Annotated in this window: 16 protein-coding genes; 10 read left to right on the top strand and 6 right to left on the bottom strand. The window is 60.2% G+C overall.

Annotated features, from left to right (window positions below; genetic code table 11):
• The first annotated feature begins 6 nt into the window (after window positions 1–6).
• The 9 genes from RTCIAT899_RS30125 to ehuA all read left to right on the top strand — a co-directional run bounded on the left by RTCIAT899_RS30125 (window position 7) and on the right by ehuA (window position 8,373).
• Window positions 7–648 carry a flavin reductase family protein gene (locus tag RTCIAT899_RS30125; protein ID WP_015343626.1) on the top strand — a complete coding sequence of 214 codons (642 nt, stop codon included), beginning with the start codon at window positions 7–9 and terminating at the stop codon, window positions 646–648.
• Window positions 649–1,000: 352 nt separating this feature from the next.
• Entirely contained in the window at window positions 1,001–1,987 is a 987-nt protein-coding gene (eutB, locus tag RTCIAT899_RS30120; RefSeq protein ID WP_015343625.1) for a hydroxyectoine utilization dehydratase EutB, read from the top strand.
• On the top strand, window positions 1,984–3,000 hold the full coding sequence (gene eutC, locus RTCIAT899_RS30115) for an ectoine utilization protein EutC (protein ID WP_015343624.1): 1,017 nt from the start codon (window positions 1,984–1,986) through the stop codon (window positions 2,998–3,000). Before eutB ends, eutC begins: the two co-directional genes overlap by 4 nt.
• Window positions 2,997–4,175, top strand: coding sequence for an ectoine hydrolase DoeA (doeA, locus tag RTCIAT899_RS30110; RefSeq protein WP_015343623.1), 1,179 nt, complete (start codon window positions 2,997–2,999; stop codon window positions 4,173–4,175). The genes eutC and doeA overlap by 4 nt, the downstream gene beginning before the upstream one ends.
• A gap of 8 nt (window positions 4,176–4,183) precedes the next feature.
• Window positions 4,184–5,203 (top strand): N(2)-acetyl-L-2,4-diaminobutanoate deacetylase DoeB, encoded by a 1,020-nt coding sequence (gene doeB, locus RTCIAT899_RS30105; protein ID WP_015343622.1) that lies wholly within the window; start codon window positions 4,184–4,186, stop codon window positions 5,201–5,203.
• Between the two features lie 104 nt (window positions 5,204–5,307).
• A complete protein-coding gene (gene ehuB, locus RTCIAT899_RS30100) occupies window positions 5,308–6,165 on the top strand; it encodes an ectoine/hydroxyectoine ABC transporter substrate-binding protein EhuB (protein WP_015343621.1) in 858 nt (285 codons plus the stop codon).
• Between the two features lie 92 nt (window positions 6,166–6,257).
• On the top strand, window positions 6,258–6,923 hold the full coding sequence (gene ehuC / locus RTCIAT899_RS30095; RefSeq protein ID WP_015343620.1) for an ectoine/hydroxyectoine ABC transporter permease subunit EhuC: 666 nt from the start codon (window positions 6,258–6,260) through the stop codon (window positions 6,921–6,923).
• Entirely contained in the window at window positions 6,920–7,612 is a 693-nt protein-coding gene (gene ehuD / locus RTCIAT899_RS30090) for an ectoine/hydroxyectoine ABC transporter permease subunit EhuD (protein ID WP_041678263.1), read from the top strand. The genes ehuC and ehuD overlap by 4 nt, the downstream gene beginning before the upstream one ends.
• On the top strand, window positions 7,609–8,373 hold the full coding sequence (gene ehuA / locus RTCIAT899_RS30085; RefSeq protein ID WP_015343618.1) for an ectoine/hydroxyectoine ABC transporter ATP-binding protein EhuA: 765 nt from the start codon (window positions 7,609–7,611) through the stop codon (window positions 8,371–8,373). The genes ehuD and ehuA overlap by 4 nt, the downstream gene beginning before the upstream one ends.
• Before the next feature lie 21 nt (window positions 8,374–8,394).
• Here ehuA and ehuR read toward each other — a convergent pair whose 3' ends face one another.
• The 5 genes from ehuR to RTCIAT899_RS30060 form a co-directional block, all read right to left on the bottom strand.
• The gene (gene ehuR, locus RTCIAT899_RS30080; protein WP_015343617.1) at window positions 8,395–9,825 is read right to left on the bottom strand and encodes a MocR-like ectoine utilization transcription factor EhuR; all 1,431 of its coding nucleotides are present in this window, start codon (window positions 9,823–9,825) and stop codon (window positions 8,395–8,397) included.
• A gap of 147 nt (window positions 9,826–9,972) precedes the next feature.
• Window positions 9,973–11,352, bottom strand: coding sequence for an aspartate aminotransferase family protein (locus RTCIAT899_RS30075; RefSeq protein ID WP_015343616.1), 1,380 nt, complete (start codon window positions 11,350–11,352; stop codon window positions 9,973–9,975).
• Window positions 11,353–11,383: 31 nt separating this feature from the next.
• A complete protein-coding gene (locus tag RTCIAT899_RS30070) occupies window positions 11,384–12,880 on the bottom strand; it encodes an NAD-dependent succinate-semialdehyde dehydrogenase (RefSeq protein ID WP_015343615.1) in 1,497 nt (498 codons plus the stop codon).
• A gap of 119 nt (window positions 12,881–12,999) precedes the next feature.
• Window positions 13,000–13,494, bottom strand: a complete 495-nt coding sequence (locus tag RTCIAT899_RS30065; protein ID WP_015343614.1) for an Lrp/AsnC family transcriptional regulator — start codon at window positions 13,492–13,494, stop codon at window positions 13,000–13,002.
• Window positions 13,495–13,773: 279 nt separating this feature from the next.
• On the bottom strand, window positions 13,774–15,453 hold the full coding sequence (locus tag RTCIAT899_RS30060; protein WP_041678262.1) for an FAD-dependent oxidoreductase: 1,680 nt from the start codon (window positions 15,451–15,453) through the stop codon (window positions 13,774–13,776).
• Between the two features lie 390 nt (window positions 15,454–15,843).
• Here RTCIAT899_RS30060 and RTCIAT899_RS32755 point away from each other — a divergent pair, with 390 nt between their 5' ends.
• A complete protein-coding gene (locus RTCIAT899_RS32755; RefSeq protein ID WP_015343612.1) occupies window positions 15,844–16,881 on the top strand; it encodes a FecR family protein in 1,038 nt (345 codons plus the stop codon).
• A gap of 136 nt (window positions 16,882–17,017) precedes the next feature.
• Here the strand turns inward: RTCIAT899_RS32755 and RTCIAT899_RS30050 are convergent, their stop codons facing one another.
• Window positions 17,018–19,192 carry a CHASE2 domain-containing protein gene (locus RTCIAT899_RS30050; RefSeq protein ID WP_246714345.1) on the bottom strand — a complete coding sequence of 725 codons (2,175 nt, stop codon included), beginning with the start codon at window positions 19,190–19,192 and terminating at the stop codon, window positions 17,018–17,020.
• Window positions 19,193–19,386: the final 194 nt, after the last annotated feature.

Genomic DNA, 19,386 nt, shown 5'->3' with positions numbered 1-19,386 from the left:
TTTCCAATGACGATGACAGTTGATGAAGCCATCGGAAACGAACGAACCGGCTTCGATTTCACCGCGCTGACGGCGCGCGAGCGCTACAAGCTGATGATCGGGACGATCATCCCGCGGCCGGTCGCCCTTGTCACGACGGTCGATGAGGATGACCGCATCAATGCCGCACCGTTCAGCTTCTTCAACTGCCTGTCTGCCGATCCGCCAATTCTTGCTCTTGGCGTCGAGACCAATCCCGACATGTCGTTTAAGGACACCAGCCACAATATCCGCATGACCGAAGTCTTCACGGTCAATATCGTGTCCTTCGCCATCGCCGAGGCGATGCATCAATGTGCTGCGAAATATCCGCGCGGGGTCGACGAACTGAAGGAAGCGGGGCTGACGGCCATGCCGGGAACGAAGATCGCCGCTCCCTACATCAAGGAAGCCCCGGCGGCTTTCGAATGCCGCCGCCACATCACGCTTGAACTCGGAAAGTCGCGTCAGATCATCATGGGCGAAATCCTGTTTGCGCATTATCAGGATGGCGTTGTCGATGATAACCTTCATGTGGATCCGGCCGGCATCGACGCGATCGCCCGGCTCGGTGGCGATACCTGCTGCACGATCCGGGACCGGTTCGAGATGTTGACGCCGAAGTTGTGATCCTGCCGCTCGAACCGGACGGAGATCCTAATATCTTCGCGGCTTCGGGCTCTCTGGTGTCAGTGGCCAGGCGATAAGGACTGAAGAGGAAGCCTGATGTTGCGAGGTCTCTCTCACGAATGAAATTCGCGAGCCAGGAGCCGACATTCCATAATCAAGCGCCTTCCTGACAGTTTCCGGGTTCGGCGCGTGCTTGATAGCGGTAGGGATATCTATAATTGTAATGAAACAATATACAGATTGACATGATCAATTGTCTCTTTCACGCTGATGTCATGAACATCAAGCGCAAGAAGGGGATGGAAATCATGATGGCGCCGGCTGGGGCATCGGCAAGGCACTGGTGCGCGTCATGGTGATGATGGTGGCCGTGCCGGACGTAGAGGCGGCGCGGCGGCGCATTGCGCCATATGTGTTGCGCACGCCGTTGAGGCTCTCGCAAGCTCTCTCTCAACGACTGAACGTTCCGGTCCATCTGAAGCTCGAAAATCATCAGCAAACGGGCAGTTTCAAGCTACGCGGTGCGACCAACGCGCTTCTTGGCCTGACCGAGGAGGCTCGTGCCCGCGGTCTGGTGACGGCATCCACCGGCAATCACGGGCGGGCCGTAGCCCATGCCGCTAAATCTATGGGTGCGCGCGCGACCGTATGCCTTTCCGCACTTGTTCCTGCCAATAAAGTCGAGGCTATCCGAAGCCTTGGAGCGGATGTGCGCATTGTCGGGTATTCACAGGATGATGCCATGCAAGAGGTCGAGCGTCTGAACCGCGAAGAGGGAATGTGTTTCGTGCCGCCCTTCGACGATGCCGCCGTCATTGCTGGCCAAGGTACGGTGGGACTCGAGGTCGCCGACGATCTGCCTGAGACGAGGCTTGTTCTCATACCATTGTCGGGAGGCGGGCTGGCCTCGGGTGTCGCAGCCGCGATCAAGGGTCGCCTGGCGAGCGCCAAGGTCGTCGGCGTGTCGATGGAACAGGGGGCTGCTATGGCGGCGAGCCTTGCGGCGGGACGGCCGATCGATGTGCAGGAGGTCGAGACCCTGGCGGATTCGCTGGGCGGCGGCATCGGGCTCGACAATCGGCTGACTTTTCCGATGTGCCGTTCGCTTCTCGATGATGTGATCCTCCTCAGTGAAGAGGAGATCGCCGCCGGCATTCGCCATGCGGCCTTGATTGAGGGATTGACCGTAGAAGGGGCCGGCGCTGTCGGGATGGCGGCACTGCTCGCCGGCAAGATCAAGCCCGATGGTCCGACGGTTGTTATCGTGTCCGGAGGCAATATCGATCCGGCGACTCATCGGGCAATCGTCAGTGGTGGCGATAGGGGAGTGGCGCCATGACCCGTGTGCTGATCCTGACGGAAACAGATCTTCGCATGATCGTTCAGCTCGATAGCGATGCCGTCAATTGCGTTGAGCAGGCTTTTGCGGCACTGGCGACAAAGGCCGTGGAAATGCCGCCGATCATGCGGCTCGATATTCCCGCCCATCGTGGCGAGGTCGACGTGAAGACGGCCTATGTTCCCGATCTCGACAGTTTCGCGATCAAGGTGAGCCCCGGCTTTTTCAACAATCCCTCGCTTGGACTGCCCAGCACAAACGGATTGATGGTGCTCCTGTCTGCCAGCACCGGTCTGGTCGAGGCGCTCCTGCTCGACAATGGCTATCTGACGGATGTGCGCACCGCCGCGGCAGGTGCCGTCGCCGCGCGGCATCTTTCCCGGACGGATGCCCGGATCGCTGCAATTTTGGGAGCTGGCATGCAAGCCCGCCTGCAATTGCGCGCGCTCACGCTTGTCCGGCCGATCGAGGCGGCCCGGATCTGGGCGCGGGATCTGGCAAAGGCCGAAAGGCTCGCTTCGGAATTGACGGCCGAATTCGGCCTTCCGGTAACGGCTGAAGCCGATGCCGAACAGGCCTGCCGGGGCGCCGATATCATCGTGACGACGACGCCTTCGGACAGGCCGATCCTCGATGCCGGCTGGCTGCAGCCGGGCCAGCATATCACCGCAATGGGTTCCGACGCCGAGCACAAGAACGAGATCGATCCGGCCACTATTCCGAAGGCCGCGCCTTACGTCGCCGACAGCCTGAAGCAGACGCGGCGGCTGGGCGAGCTTCATCATGCGATCGCCACAGGGCTTGTGAGCGAGACCGACGATTTTCCCGAACTCGGGGCCATCGTCTCGGGTCAGATTGCCGGCCGCCGGTCGCGCGCGGCGATCACGCTTTGCGATCTCACCGGGACCGGCGTCCAGGATACCGCCATTGCCACGCTTGCCCATCGCCGTGCCGTCTCGGCGGGCGTGGGCCAAGCGATCGAAACGACCAAAGCATCAGGAGACCAAGCGTGAGCGAACCGACCCTCAATTTCACCCGCGCCGAATATGCCGCGCGGCTCGAAAAGACCCGCCGCGCCATGGAAAAAGCCGGTGTCGATCTCGTCATCGTGACGGATCCGTCCAACATGCACTGGCTTACCGGTTATGACGGCTGGTCCTTTTACGTGCATCAATGCGTCCTAGTGCCAGGCTCCGGCGAGCCGATCTGGTACGGCCGCGGCCAGGATGCCAATGGCGCCAAGCGCACGGCCTATCTCTCCGACGACAATATCATCGGCTATCCCGATCACTATGTGCAGTCGAACGAGCGCCATCCGATGGATCTGCTCTCGAAGATCATCGAGGAGCGCGGCTGGGCCAATGCCTCGATCGCCGTCGAGATGGACAATTACTGGTTCACCGCCGCGGCCTATGCCTCACTCGTCAAACACCTGCCGAATGCCCGTTTCAAGGATGCGAGAGGGCTCGTGAACTGGCAGCGCGCCGTCAAAAGCCCGACCGAGCTTGATTATATGCGCAAGGCGGGTCGCATCGTCGAAGCCATGCACCAGCGGATCGTCGAAAAGGTCGAGCCGGGTATCCGCAAGTCCGATCTTGTCGCCGAAATCTACGATGCCGGCATTCGCGGCGTCGACGGCTTCGGCGGGGACTATGCCGCAATCGTTCCGCTGCTGCCATCGGGTGCGGATGCCTCCGCCCCGCATCTGACCTGGGACGACAAGCCGATGAAGAGCGGCGAGGGTACCTTCTTCGAGATCGCCGGCTGCTATCGCCGCTATCATTGCCCGCTGTCGCGCACCGTCTTTCTCGGCACGCCGACGCAGGCCTTTCTCGACGCGGAGAAGGCGACGCTCGAGGGCATGGAGGCCGGCCTGGCCGCCGCCAAGCCAGGTAACGTCTGCGAAGACATTGCCAACGCCTTCTTCGCGGTCTTGAAGAAATACGGGATCGTCAAGGACAACCGCACGGGCTATCCGATCGGCCTTTCCTATCCGCCGGATTGGGGCGAGCGGACCATGAGCCTGCGCCCCGGCGATCGCACCGAATTGCTACCGGGCATGACCTTTCATTTCATGACCGGTCTCTGGCTGGAGGACATGGGTATGGAAATCACCGAAAGCATCGTCATCACCGAGAGCGGCGTCGAGTGCCTCTCCAACGTCCCCCGGCGACTGGTCGTGAAGTGATATCTGAGATGAACAGCATGAGCATTTCCAAACGACCATCGCCGATCACGCCGACAGTCGATTTCGATTGCGACGGCATCCAGCACGGGCATCTACGCCTTCCGTGGTCGCGCGACGATTCCGCCTGGGGTTCGATCATGATCCCGATCTGCGTCATCAGGAACGGCGAAGGGCCGACCGCGCTTTTAACCGGGGCCAATCACGGCGATGAATATGAAGGGCCCGTCGCGCTCTTCGATCTCGCCCGCACGCTGAAGCGGGAGGAGATCAAGGGGCGGATCATCATCGTCCCTGCGATGAATTACCCTGCTTTCCGGGCGGCCACCCGTACCTCGCCGATCGACAAGGGTAATCTCAATCGGAGTTTTCCCGGCCGGCCCGACGGCAGCGTAACCGAGAAGATCGCCGACTATTTTACCCGTTACCTGCTGCCGCTTGCCGATATCGTGCTCGATTTTCATTCGGGCGGCCGGACGCTTGATTTCCTGCCCTATGCCGCAGCGCATGCTCTGCCGGACAAGGGGCAGGAAAAGGCCTGCTTCGATGGCGTTGCCGCGTTTTCCGCACCCTATTCCATGCGGATGATCGAGATCGATGCCGTCGGCATGTACGACACCGCGGCGGAGGAGATGGGCAAGGTCTTTGTGACCACCGAGCTTTCCGGCGGTGGAACCATATCGGCGCGTACGGCTTCCATTGCCAAGCGCGGCGTTCTGAATGTCCTGAAGCACGCCGGAATTGTCCCAGGTGCGCCGGAGGTCGAAGCGACGCAATGGCTCGATATGCCGTCCTCCGATTGCTTCGTCTTCGCCGAGGCTGAGGGTCTTTTCGAGCCGCTGAAGGATCTTGGCGACACGGTCGCGCGAGGAGAGATCATCGCCCGCATCCATCCGATCGGCCGCACCGGATCCGAGCCCTTTGACTATCGGGCGGCGCTGGACGGTGTTCTCGCCGCACGTCATTTCCCCGGGCTCATCAAGACTGGGGATTGCCTGGCCGTCGTCGCAACTTTGACGGAGGCGCCTTGAATTCCCGTGCCGTGACAGCGCGGCGCGGGTCACCACCCCGTTATGGGCAAAGATCCGGAAAACCGGACAGCCGATGACGAATTTCAACCACAGAGGAGTGAACCATGAGATCGAATTTTTACCGCAGCATCGCCGCCATGGGCCTGACCATTGGTCTCGCCGTTTCAGCCCATGCCGCCAGCCTCGAGCAGATCAAGAAGGATGGCTACATCCGCGGCGCCAGCGCGAACGAGGTTCCTTACAGCTACATGGACGAGAGCGGGGCCGCCAAGGGCATTGGTCCCGATGTCGCCGCTGCCGTCCTGAAGTCGATGGGTGTCAAGGAAGTCGACTGGACCGTGACGCCTTTCGGCTCGCTGATCCCCGGCCTGAAGGCCAAGCGCTTCGACTTCGTTGCCGCCGAGCAGAACATCCTGCCCGAACGCTGCAAGCAGGTTCAGTTCACCACGCCGAACTCCAGCTATGGCGAGGGACTATTGGTGCCGAAGGGCAATCCGAAGAAGCTGCATTCCTATGAAGACATCAAGAAGGATCCGTCGCTGAAAGTTGCGATCGTGTCCGGTGCCGATCAGCTCGATTTCTTCCATGGTCTCGGCATTCCGGAATCCCAGATCGTCATGATCCAGGCGAATGCGGATGCGCTGTCCACGATCCAGACCGGCCGCGCCGACGCTTATGCGGCAACCGAGCTGACAGTCGCCAAACTCGTTCAGGGCAGCACGAATGTCGAGCACGCCGAGCCGTTTACCGACCCGGTCATCAACGGAAAGTCGGTCAGAAGCTATGGCGGCTTCGATTTCCGGCTTGAGGACAAGGAACTCTACAAGGCCTTCAATACCGCTCTCGAGGCTTTCAAGAAGACCGACGACTACAAGAAGATCCTGATGTCCTATGGTCTGAGTGCCGAAAGCGTCGAGGCCGCACGCGCGAAGAGCACCGAAGACCTGTGCGCGGGCAAGTGAGCCTATTGATAATCGGGAACGATCTGGCGGCGTCTGTGGACGATCGCCAGGTTGTTCGGCCCCTCCCATCCTGAAACGGAGGTGACCTAAGAATGAGTTGGACACATTATCTGCCCGCATTGCTGAAGGGCGCCGAGGTGACGGCGCTCATCGCAATCGCCTCCATGTTTCTTGGTGCGATCTTCGCCTTTGCGGCCGGCCTTGCACGCTTTGCCGGAGGGCGGTTGCTCTCCGGAATCGCGATCGTCTATATTGAGATCTTTCGCGGCACATCGCTTCTGGTGCAGCTCTTCTGGCTCTATTACGCGCTGCCGCTGATAGGGATTTCCTTCGATCCCATCACGACAGGCATCGCCGGTCTGGCGCTCAATATCGGCGCCTATGGCGCAGAGGTGGTGCGCGGCGCGCTGCAGGCGGTTCCCGACACCCAGCATGAGGCGGCTCGCGCCCTGAATTTCGGGCAGGGCCAGGCGCTCTTCCATATCGTCCTGCCGCAGGCCGTGGTCGAAATGATGCCGGCCTTCGGCAACCTTGCCGTGCAGAACCTGAAGGATACGGCATTGGTCTCGCTGATCTCCATCAGCGATCTGACCTTCCAGGCGCAGCAATTGCGCAACATCACGCTCGACAGCGTGACGATCTATTCACTGACGCTTGTCGGATATTTCATCATGGCGCTCATTCTGGTTGCCTTCATGCGCTGGCTGGAGGCGGTTCTTCGCCGTGGCGTCGCTTTTCCCGGGAGGGCGCCGGCATGATGTATGGCTTCACCTGGGATACGACGACGACGCTGTCCTTTGCACTGTCGATCCTGCCGATCCTCGGCATCGGCCTGATCGTCACGCTGGAGGCGGCGGCCGCCGGTTTCGCGATCGCGCTTGTCCTCGGCCTCGTCTTTGCCTTGCTCAGGCGCAGCCGCTTCGTCGCGATCTCCTGGCCGACGGCCTTTGTCATCGAATTCCTGCGCGACACGCCGTTGCTCGTCCAGCTCTTCTTCCTCTATTACGTTCTGCCGATCTATGGCATCACATTGCCAGCCTTCCTGACTGGCGCTTTGGCGCTCGGGCTGCAATATTCGGCCTATACGTCGGAGGTTTATCGCGGCGGCCTCGATGCGGTGCCTCGTGGGCAATGGGAGGCGGCGACGGCGCTCAATCTTGGCCATGGGCGTACCTATTGGGATATCATCATCCCGCAGGCCATTCCTCGCATCGTTCCGGCCATGGGCAATTATCTCGTCTCCATGCTGAAGGAGACGCCGGTGCTTTCGGTCGTCACGGTGGTTGATATGCTCAACCTCGCCAATCTCATCGGGGATCGGACGTTCGAGTATCTGGTGCCGCTTTCCCTTGTCGGCCTGATCTTTCTCATCCTCACGCTCGTCTGCTCGGCGGCCATTCATTGGCTCGAAAAGGCGTTGCCGAAAAACGGAATCGCTCTCAAATGACGCAACCATTGATCCGCTTTCAAGATGTGACCAAGCGCTACGGCCACCTGACCGTCCTCGACAATTTCTGCTTCGACGTCACGCCCGGCGAGAAGGTGACGCTGATCGGCCCTTCCGGCTCCGGAAAGTCGACAGTCCTGCGCATCCTGATGACGCTCGAGCCTTTCCAGGAGGGAACTTTGCATCTGGCCGGCATGTCCTATCATCAGGACAATGGCCGTGGCCGATTCCTAGCGAGTGAGGCGCATCTGCGCCAGATCCGTACGCATGTCGGCATGGTCTTCCAGAGCTTCAACCTGTTTCCGCACATGACCGTGCTGCGCAACGTCGTCGAGGCGCCGACACGCGTGCTCGGGCTTGGCCGGGCGGAGGCCGAGTGCCGCGGGGTCGACCTCTTGCGCATGGTCGGACTTTCGGAGAAGAAGGATTATTATCCGAGCCAGCTTTCCGGCGGCCAGCAGCAGCGCGTGGCGATCGCCCGTGCGCTTGCCATGCGTCCGCGCGTGCTGCTGTTCGACGAGCCGACATCGGCGCTCGATCCGCAGCTAGTCGGCGAGGTGCTCGGCGTCATCCGTGACCTTGCTCATGAGCACGATCTGACCATGCTGCTTGTCACCCACGAAATGCGCTTTGCCCGCGAAGTCTCCGACCGTGTCTGCTTCTTCGACAAGGGCCGTATCTGCGAGCAAGGCAAGCCGGAAGATATCTTCAGCGCGCCGAAGGAAGACCGCACCAAGGAGTTTCTGGGCTCGATCCTTTGACGGGATCGGGTTGCGGCAAGGCTAGACGATGGAACCGACGTCGAAGACGGGCGGCAATTGCTCGAAGGTGCCGCGCACGGTTTCCAACGCCGAGCGAAGGGCGGAATGAGACAGACGGCCGCCGAGGCAGATGCGGATGCCACCGACCGGTCGCTCTCCACCCGCGACAAACGGATCGGACGGCGTGACCGCGACACCCTTGCGGGCAAGCGCCCGCACGAGGCCTTCCTCCGTCCAGCGCTCGGGAACAGAAAGCCACGCGCAAAGTGACAGGGGATGGCTGCCGCCGACGAATGGCGCCAGCACATCGGAGACGATTGCCTGCCGCGCCTCGGCCTCGCTTCGCTGGACGGCAAGCAGGGCTTGCGCCGTCCCATCGAAAACCCAGCGCGAGGCCATTTCGGCAACGACGTTGGTGGCGCTCCATCCGGTCACGCGCAGGATAGAGGCGGCACGGATCGAATAATGCGCCGGTACGACAAGATAGCCGATACGCAATCCCGTCATCACGGATTTGGTGAAGCTGGTCACGAAGAAGCCGAGTTCGGGTATGAGATCCGCCATTGAGGGAAGGGGATCCCGCAGCATGGGCTTGTAGACCTCATCCTCGATGACGAAGATATTGTGCCGACGGGCTATGTCGGCGATTGCGCGCCGGCGCTCGGCCCCCATTACGTGACTGGTGGGATTGCCGAGCGAGGAAACGATCACAAGCGCCGACACATCGCCGATGGCGCAGGCCGCCTCGAAGGCGTCGGGCAGGATACCCTCGCGATCGGTCGCAAGGCCGCGCAGTGTGAAGCCTAGGACGTTGGCAAGGCCGATGATGCCGTGATCGGTCAGGTTCTCGGTCAGGACCACTTCGCCCGGACGAACGACCGAAGCGACGGCAAGAAAGAGGCCGTGAGCGGCGCCATTTGTGATGAGGATCCGATCCGGATCGGTTGTGACCGACAAGCCGGCGAGCCAGACCCGTGCTGCCGCGCGATGGGCGTCGAGGCCGGCGATCGGACGGCAGGGCCGCATGAAGCTGCTATTGTCGCTTTCGGCAAGCGCCTGCATGAGTTCACGGGCCGATCGCTCATGCGCCTCGGTATAAACAGCACGGATGATGGAAAGATCGGCGCTGCCGCTCGGATCGCGATCGAGCATGAAGCTGTCCGCGCGTTCGGTGACGCGGCTGCGCACGAAGGTGCCCCGCCCGACCTCGCCCCGCAGATAGCCGCGGCGCTCCGCCTCCTTGTAGCTCAGGCTCACGGTCTGGACCGAAATGCCCAGCGCATGGGCGAGATCGCGATGGGTTGGCATCTGCGCGTGCACCGGCAGGATACCGTCATCGATGTCGGATATAATCTTGTCGGTGAGCAGCTTGTGCTTGGTCGCACCCTTGCGATGCTGGAGGACGGGCTTCCAGGCGCCATTGTCCTGGTCTTTGGAATCATGACGATACATGGATTGATCCGGTACAATTATTGAGATCCATGTACACCATCCAATGCTCGATGGCGATGAGCGAATGAGGTTGACCGGCCCATTGTTCACGACGGGCCGGGTGATTATCCGCAAAGTGGAGTGAATTTTTTCCCGTCAGGTGCCAGATCAGCGGTTCGAAAGCACGCTTTCGATGGCGCTGGCAGCCGCCTTGACGACGATATCGGCTTCCTCGCGCGTCAGGCACAGCGGCGGTGCGAAGCCGAGGATATCTCCCTGCGGCATGGCGCGGCCGATGACGCCGCGCTCGAGCAGTGCAGCCGCCACCTGCGGACCGATCTTCTGCGCGGGATCGAAGAATTTGCGGTCGTCCTTGTCCTCGACGAATTCGATGGCAGCCATCAGCCCATCGCCACGAACCTCGCCGACATGCCTGTGGCCGCCGACGGCTTTCGCAAGTTCGGAGCGGAAATAGGCGCCGGTCGAGCCCGCATTTTCAACGATGCCGAGTTCATCGACCAGCTCGAGATTGGCGATGCCGGCGGCCGCGCAGATCGGATGGGCGGAATAGGTCCAGCCATGGCCGATGGCGCCGAGCTGGTCGGACCCTTGCACGAGCACCTGCCACATTTTGTCGGAGACGATGCTGCCCGAAAGCGGCGCATAGGCAGACGTCAGGCCCTTGGCGATGGTGATCAGATCCGGCTTCATGCCGTAATGATCGGAACCGAACATCGTGCCGAGACGGCCGAAGCCGGTGACGACCTCGTCGGCCACGAGCAGGACGTCATATTTGTCGAGAACGGCCTGAATCTTCTGCCAATAGGTCTTCGGCGGCGGCACGATGCCGCCAGTGCCGAGGATGGGTTCGCCGATAAAGGCTGCAACCGTTTCCGGACCTTCCGCCAGGATCATTTCCTCCAGCTTGTCGGCGCAATGCTGCGCGAACTGTTCCTCGTTCATCGAACGGTCGGCTCGGCGGAAGAAATAGGGCGCCTCGGTATGAAGGATCGGCGCGCGCGGCAGGTCGAAGGCCTTGTGGAACAGTTCGAGGCCGGTGACGCTACCTGTCATGACGCCGGAGCCATGATAGCCGCGCCAGCGAGAGATGATCTTCTTCTTTTCCGGCCGGCCGAGAATATTGTTGAAATACCAGATGAGCTTGATGTTGGTCTCATTGGCATCAGAGCCGGAAAGGCCGAAATAGACGCGGCTCATGCCTTCCGGCGCGCGATCGATGATCATCTTCGAAAGCGTGATCGAGGCTTCCGTGCCGTGGCCGACATAGGCGTGATAATAGGCGAGGTTCTTTGCCTGCTCGGCGATCGCATCGGCGATCTTCTGCCTGCCATAGCCGACATTGACGCAGTAAAGGCCGGCAAAGGCATCGAGGCTCTTCTTGCCATTGGTATCCGTGATGTAGACGCCTTCGGCACCGGCAATCACGCGGGTCGGCGTCTCGCCGCGGGCGTGCATGCCCATATGCGTCGAAGGATGGAAAAGGTGATCCCTATCCCAGGCGTTCAGTTCGTTGCGCTTGTCCAACATGTTATGCTTCCTTCCTTTCGTGTCGGGCGCGTCAGGCTGTCGTGTCGACGCAGAGATATTTGAGCTCGGTGAAAGCCTCGATGCCGTGGCGGGAGCCTTCGCGGCCGAGACCGGATTGCTTCCAGCCGCCAAACGGGATCGGGCCGCCGGTTATCTTCGCGCGATTGATGGCGACCATGCCGTATTCGAGCGCCCGGCCGAGCCGCATCTGGCGCGCGCCGTTGGCCGTGACAACGTAGGCGACAAGGCCATATTCCGTGTCGTTGGCCCGGGCTACGACTTCGTCCTCGCTGTCGAAGACGCTGACGGCTGCGACCGGACCGAAGGTTTCCTCGTGCATGATCAATGCGTCCGGCGAGAGCTCGACGAGTAGGGTCGGCTGGTAGAAGAGAGAGCCGGCCGCATGGCGCTTGCCACCGGTGACAAGCCGTGCGCCATGCTTCAACGCGTCGGCGACCTGTTCCTCGACCTTCGCAATGGCGCGTTCGTGCATGAGAGGTCCGATATCGACGGCACCGTCCAGTCCATTTCCGACCTTGAGGGCTTCTATGCGCTTGGCGAACGCCGCAACGAAAGCGTCCATGATCGGGCGCTGGACGAAGATGCGGTTGGCGGCGAGGCAATCCTGGCCGGAGGTCGCGAATTTGGCATTGATGGCGATATCGACGGCGCGATGGAGGTCGGCATCGTCGAAGACGATCAAGGGCGCGTGGCCGCCAAGTTCCATCACAAGACGCTTCATTGTTCCCGCACACTGGCCGGCGATCAGCTTGCCGATCTCCGTCGAGCCGGTGAAGCTCAATGCTCTGATCCGCGGATCGTCGCAGAAGGCGCCGACGATGGTTGCGGCATCGCCGGTCAGGACGTTGAAGACACCGGCGGGGAGCCCGGCGCGTTCGCCGAGTTCGGCAAGCGCCAGTGCCGATAGCGGTGTTTCGGACGAGGGGTGGGCAACGACGGTGCAGCCGGCGGCAAGTGCGGCAGCGGCCTTGCGCGTAATCATGGCGGAAGGAAAGTTCCAGGGCGTGACGATGCCGACAACGCCAAGCGCTTCCCTGCGCACGATCATTTCGGCATCCGGCAGATGGCTGGTCACGCTCTCCGCATTGATGCGCTTTGATTCCTCAGCATACCACTCGATGAAGCCTGCGGCATAATCGATCTCGCCACGGGATTCGGCCAAGGGCTTACCTTGTTCCAGCGTCATGATCAGCGCCAGATCCTCGCGCGCCTCGATCATCAAATCATGCCACCTGCGCAGGATCGATGACCGCTGCTGCGGCAGCAGCGAACGCCAGGCGGTAAAGGCGCCAGATGCAGCGTCGATAGCCTCGAAGGCTTCTCGCTGGTCGAGGCTGGTAACCCAGGCAAGCGTCGCAGACGATGCGGGATCGGTGACCTCGAAGCTTTGATTGGCTTTGCCGGCGACCCAACGGCCGGCGACATAGGAGAGGTTTCGCAGCAGATGGCGGTCGGTCAGCCGTGAAAGGGCTTCATGATAGGTGGCGCGGGCGTGGAGCGCGGTCATGGTCGGGCCTCTCTTTCCAGATAGCCGATGCTCTCACGGAACGCCGCGAGAGATTGTCCATTGCCGGCAGTTGGAAGAGAGAAAGGATCTAAAGTGACTAGCCTCGCTAGAGAGACTCTCTATTCACCGCCTGGCGCGTCAGGAGAGAGCAGGTCGATGACGGGAAGCACCGGCTCCTCCTTCACGGTCTTGGTGACGATGTAGGTGAAATAGCGTTCGATGCCGAGATCGCGATTGAGGAGATTGTCGATCAGGCGCTGATAGGCATCGATATTGGCCGCCATGATCTTCAGGATATAATCGATGCCGCCGCCGACAGCCCAGCAGGCCACGATTTCGGGAATGGCCGCCACCGCCCGCTCGAAACGATCGAAGTCGCTCTGCCGATGATTTGCCAGTGTCAGTTCCACCATCACGCTTGCGACCGGCGCGAGACGACGCAGCGCCAGACGGGCGTGATAGCCCGTGATGATCCCGGCCTTTTCAAGCTTGCGAAGGCGTAACCAGCACGGCGTCGGCGACAGACCAACTTTCTCGGCAAGCGCGAGCTTGGTAATGCGACCATCCCGTTGAATCGCATCCAGTATCCGAAGATCAATTGCATCAAGTCTCATAAGAAAGCTGCTTATGTGTCATCCGTTGTGCGTCAGGCCGCATCCTCATGCGCGTCTAAAGGCAGATGGCAATAGAGTCCATTACGTGTTCTCCTCAGAAAATGATCCTAGAGCAGTTCCAGCAAAAGTGCGAAGCGGTTTTGCGTCCGGAGCTGCGTAAAAACAAGGAGATAGAGCATTTTCGCGATTCGAAGAAAAGCGGAAATGCTCCAGGCATGCAGCCAAGCGTGAAAAGGTAGGGATGCCGACAATAGCCAACCGATGATGACGGGTGGTCGGCTAGTGGCTATTTTGACCTCCGACATTTCGCGCCAGAAAGGAATGGATCTGAGCGATGACAGCCGCACCCTCACCGACGGCGGCGGCGACCCGCTTGGTGGAGCCAGCGCGCACGTCCCCGACGGCAAAAATGCCAGGGCAACTCGTCTCCAGCGGCAGTCGCTCGCCATCACTGATGTGGTCTCCTGTGAGAACGAAGCCCTTTCCATCAGTCGCGACACAGCCATCGAGCCAGCCGGTGTAGGGATCGGCGCCGATAAACAGAAAGAGGTGGCGCGAGGCACATTCCTCGGTCTCTCCGGTTCGAACATTACGGAAAGTGGCGCCGGTCAGACCTGTCTCTCGATCACCATGCAAGTCCGTAATCTCGATACCCACATGGAGTTCGACATTGGGCAATGCCGCTATCCGGTCGATCAGATATTGGGACATGGTTTGCTCGAGCGGCCGCCGGACCACGAGGTGCAGGCGGCTTACCTGCGGTGCGAGGTAAGCAACGGCCTGGCCGGCTGAGTTTCCGCCGCCGACCAGAGTGATTTCCTCGCCGGCGCAAAGGCGAGCCTCAATCGGGGATGCCCAGTAGGAGACGCCGGCGCCCTCCAGTTCTTCGACATTGGCAATATCGGGCCGACGGTAGCGCGCTCCTGACGCGATCACGATGGAACGCGCCCGTGCAGTATATCCGTTGCTAAGTTCAAGGGAGAATGGAGCCGCCGAATCGGTTCCATGACAGCAAAGCTTTCCGACGGTCAGCGGGATCGCAAGCTCGGCGCCGAATTTCGCTGCCTGATTAAAAGCCCGACCTGCAAGAGCCTGTCCTGAGATACCGGTCGGAAAGCCAAGATAATTTTCGATCCGGGCGGATGCACCCGCCTGACCGCCGAAGGCCCGCGAATCGACAACGAGAACAGACAGCCCCTCAGATGCCCCATAGACGGCGGTGGCCAGCCCAGCCGGTCCTGCACCGACAACTGCCACGTCATAGACATTCTTCGGATCGAGATCCGGCATAATGCCGAGACAAGACGCCGCATCCGCGTCGCTCGGATTTCTGAGCAGCGTCCCGTTTGGACAGATCATCAATGGCAGATCTTCCGGTGCGATGCCGAGCCGTTCGACCAGCTCGCGCCCCTCGACCTCGCATGCTGCGATAAGGGCGTGGGGATAGCCATTCCGGGTGAGAAATCCAGATAATCTCACGATGTCGGGAGCGTCCCGGCGTCCGACCAGAACCGAACCAGCACCTCCGATCCGCCCTTCTTCGATCAGTGCAACGCGACGGAGTATGAAGGCGCGCATGATTGCTTCACCCATATCCGCCGACCCGATCACCAGTGCACGCAGATGCGGCGCATCGAAAGGTATAGCCAATACGCCCTTATCGCCCGCGACGACCGATGCGAGGGTTGCGTGACCAGACAATTGATTGGTCTCGCCGGTGAACTGGCCGGGACCGTAGGTGCCGATCACGGATGATCTCCCAGTCGCGCCGCGCTGAATTGCATCGGCCGAGCCTTCCAGAACTAGCCAGGCAGGGACGTTGCGTGTGCCAATCTCGTAGAGCACATCGCCTGGGCCGAAACGGCGCGGCTCACCGCTCGCGAAGCGTCGCGCCGCACCGATTTGAAGAGCTGAAAGTGTTGGGTATGTTTGCTCCCACCGAGCATCGCTGATCGCCATGATGTGAACTCCGTATCGGCCTATACTTGTGTGACAACATCCGGAACAGTTCGCCAGTCTACATTGCGCGCGACCAAAGCCAACCCTTTCGAGGGGTTCTTGCCAGCCGATATTCATACGCGTTGTTCAAGGAACCTGCCTCAAATTTTTGAGCTCGACAATCTTGAATAGTCACTAATTTTTCGAGATTTCCGCAAGAGTTGGTGCGGGGCATATTATTGTAATTACTGTATCTTTCAGAATATATGTGAAAACATATTAAGTTGAATATACACATTTTTGGCCAATTTTAATTCGCAAGTATAAAAGTATACGCATTTGCAATCATAAATTACAATTTGTATTTATAAAAATATTATGATAATATATAAATAATATTGGGAGGGTGCGGTGTTTTGTTTGCGTCACGCCGTGACCGTTGTGTTGAGCGCCATGCTGCTCGTACCATTGTCTTCGAAAGCCGCCGAGAAGGTCGGCCAGGCGGTGCTGATTAAAACCGAAGTTACGGGTGCTGGTGGTCCGCTCGCGGTCGATGATCCCGTTCATCGGGACGAGCAAATTCGCACCTCGATTTCGGGTCTCGGACAGTTCACATTTCGGGACGGCACGAGACTCGCTGTCGGGGCCGGATCGTCCGTTACCATCGACAAGTTCGTGTTCGATGACTCGGGCGCAGTGAAAAAGCTGACCATAAATGCGGCAAAGGGCAGCTTTCGCTGGATGAGCGGAAATTCGAACCACTCAGCCTATCAGATCGTGACGCCCGCCGGAACGATCGGCGTGCGCGGAACCGCGTTTGATTTTTATGTCGGGGCGAACGGCACGACGGCGGTCGTGCTGTTGAACGGCGCCGCGCAATTCTGCGGCGCTGGCGGCTGCAGGCAGCTGAAACAGCAATGTGATTGCGTCGTTGCGAAGCGCAACGGTCAGGTCAGCGAACCTCGCCGGGTCAATCGCGACGTTCTCAAAACGCTGGGCAATCAGCGGGCTCTGCCTTTTCTGTCCGGGGATCAGCAACTTTCAGGACGAATGGGTTTTGCTGGCGGTGGATGCGGTCTGTCGACGGCGATGAGGGGCCAGCCTAACGGGATCTCTCCGCGCAGCGCTCCGGCGAATAGTCCTGCACCGGCACCGCACGATACGCCGAGCGCACCCAGCCCCCAGGGGTCGCCGCACGCCGAGGCGCCTGCCGCACCACACGAAACTCCCAGTACGCCGGATGTCTCGAATCCGCCAAGTCCGCCCGACAAATCAGGCAAACCGCACGAGCATGATGGCGACGAAGGCGAGCATCACGATCACCATGAACATCACGACCATCATGGCAGAGGCGATCACGGATCGGGTGATCATCAAGGAGAGGACCGGGATAGCCAGGGCGATCAAGGCAACCATAGCGATCACGGTGGTGGGCATCACCAGCGATAGCGCCGTGAGTTGCGCAGGATGGCTTCCAAATCAGCTTGAGCATTTCCGCTTTTCTTCGAATCGCGAAAACGCTCTATCTTCTTGTTTTTACGCAGTTCCGGACGCAAAACCGCTCGACACTTTTGCTGGAACTGCTTTAGATGTCGGCTGCCTTGTCCTCCGCAGCCTCGTCGACGAAGTGTCCGCCTCGTCGCGAAATGTGGCTGTAAAAGTCCTGCAATAGTCCTGTTGCCGCGGCTTGCGCCTTAAGTTTGGCGGCGCTGATGAGTTTGCGGCTGCTCGCTGACCGAGTTCGCAGGGCATTAACAAGCTGCCTGTGCGTAGCCTGCAATTCGACAAATCCGGCGGATCTCGCCACGCGTTCGTCGCCGACCACCGCAAAGAGCTTGGTTCGCATACTCTTACCCTTCAGCGTCAGCGCTCCCGCTTCGAGAAGAGCGCAATCGGGCAGCAAGTCCGCCGTCGGCTCGGATACCAGAATGTCGAAATTGACATCCTTGCAGGCGGATTCGATACGCGCGGCAATGTTGACGGCATCGCCAACTGCCGTGTAATTGAAGCGGGTCTCGGCCCCCATATTGCCGACGCATGCGAGCCCCCTATGGATGCCGATTCCTATTCCGACCCGTCGCGCGTCCCCGAAACCGAAGGCATCGTCGCCATTGAGGCGGGCGAGTGTTTCGCGCATGCCGAGAGCTGCCAGCACGGCCTTGCCGGCATGATCGGAGACATCGACGGGAGCGTTCCAGAAGGCCATGATCGAGTCTCCGATGAACTTGTCGAGCGTGCCTTCATTGGCGATGACATGGTGGCTGAGCGCATCGAGCAGCGTGTTCAAAAACGCGACGACGGCGCTCGGGCTCATCTCCTCGCTAATCTGGGTAAAGTTTCGCACGTCGACGAACATGACCGTCAGCTCGCGTTCATCTCCCCCGAGACGTAGTGCATTGGGTGTATGCTCGATGCGATGGAGCAGCGATGGCGAGAGGTAATGGCCGAAAGCCCGCCGCACGTCGCGCCGCTCCCGATCCGTCACGAGAAAGCGGAATGCCGTTGCAGCGAAGTGCGTGATCGATCCCGAGACGATCGGTGCCAGCGGGTCGAAGAGAAGCCCCCCATAAAGAAAGGCAACCCAGGAGGCCACAAGGGCAAAAAAGGTAATCAGCAGGCCGCAGGCGAGGGCCGCGGCCGGATTGACGAAGGTGGTGACGATCACCAAGAGGCTGCCCAGGACGGCGATGGACAGGATTTCCAGTCCGTCTGCCCAATCCGGTCGGGAAAGGAAGCGGCCTGACAGGATCTGCTCGACGATCTGCGCGTGGATGGAGACACCCGGCACATTCTCGTCAAGGGCCGTCGTGCGGACATCCTGGAGGCCAGAAGCGGAGGTTCCGACGAAAACGATACTGCCTTCGATGGCGGCTCTCTCATCAGCGGAGGCGCCTTCGGTCGCGAGTATCTTGCTTGCCGAAATATATCGCTCCGCGGTATCGCGGCTGACATAGAGCCAAAGTTCGCCCGCTGCCGTTACCGGCACGACGAAATTGCCGATCTTGACCCGGGTGAGTGTATTGGGCGTGTGCGGCGCAGCGTCAAGCACGTAGGTGGAGGCTCCCTGTGCGACGCGAAGCGCCTCAAGCGCGAGATTGGGATAAAGCTGCTTGCCGTCGCTGAGGAAAAGCGGAACCGCGCGCACCACCGCCGATGAGGCGCCCGGATTGAGGCTGATATGCCCAAGGCCTGCGGCATTGGTTTCCAATTGCGGCTGCAACGGCGTCGCGGCCTTGATCGCCGGCGGCGCACCGAAGGGAGTTTCGCCGGTATAGGCAAACCCTGCCTTGACCGGCGGCAGATAGTTTCCCTCGTTGGAGAGGCCGAAGCCCAGAACCACCGGCCTTCCCGACAGCGATTGCGAAAAAATCTCATCATTATCCGGCAGTTTGCCAAGCAGTGACGGATCGATGCCAATGACATCGCGAACGACGCTGCGCGGCGACAGACGGTCCGGCTCGGCGAAGAGGATATCGAAAGCGATGGCGGCCGCGCCCAGATCGGAAAGCCTGTCGACAAGCGCGGCAATCCGGTTTCTTGGCCAGGGCCATTGACCGAACTCCCGCAGCGACGCCTCGTCTATGTCGATGACCCGGACAGGCTGGTTCTCGAACGTCCGGGGCACCAGGCGCTGATATTGGTCGAATGTCAAATCGCGGGCGAGCCTTAGCAACGGAGGATCGCTTGCCCGCAGGGTCGTCAATACCGTGACGAAAGCCAGGCCGATAACGACGCCAATTTGCTGCGCACGCGTCACCATTATGGTGTCAGCCCCTTTGCCCTGCATCTCCGGCAATAAGTAACGGTTCGAAGAAATACAAAAATCTATTGGTCTGCTGCACCAGGGAATAATACGCTGCTTTGTTCCCGTGCACGATGCAATGATGAAAATATTGAAGAGATGGAGAGAAGAATTTTGCACCGCGACAGTTGAGGCAATGCCGCAGGTTAGCG

Origin of the sequence: Rhizobium tropici CIAT 899 (assembly GCF_000330885.1) — a bacterium.
Taxonomy (GTDB): domain Bacteria; phylum Pseudomonadota; class Alphaproteobacteria; order Rhizobiales; family Rhizobiaceae; genus Rhizobium; species Rhizobium tropici.
This window is presented reverse-complemented; position numbering and strand designations above follow the sequence as displayed.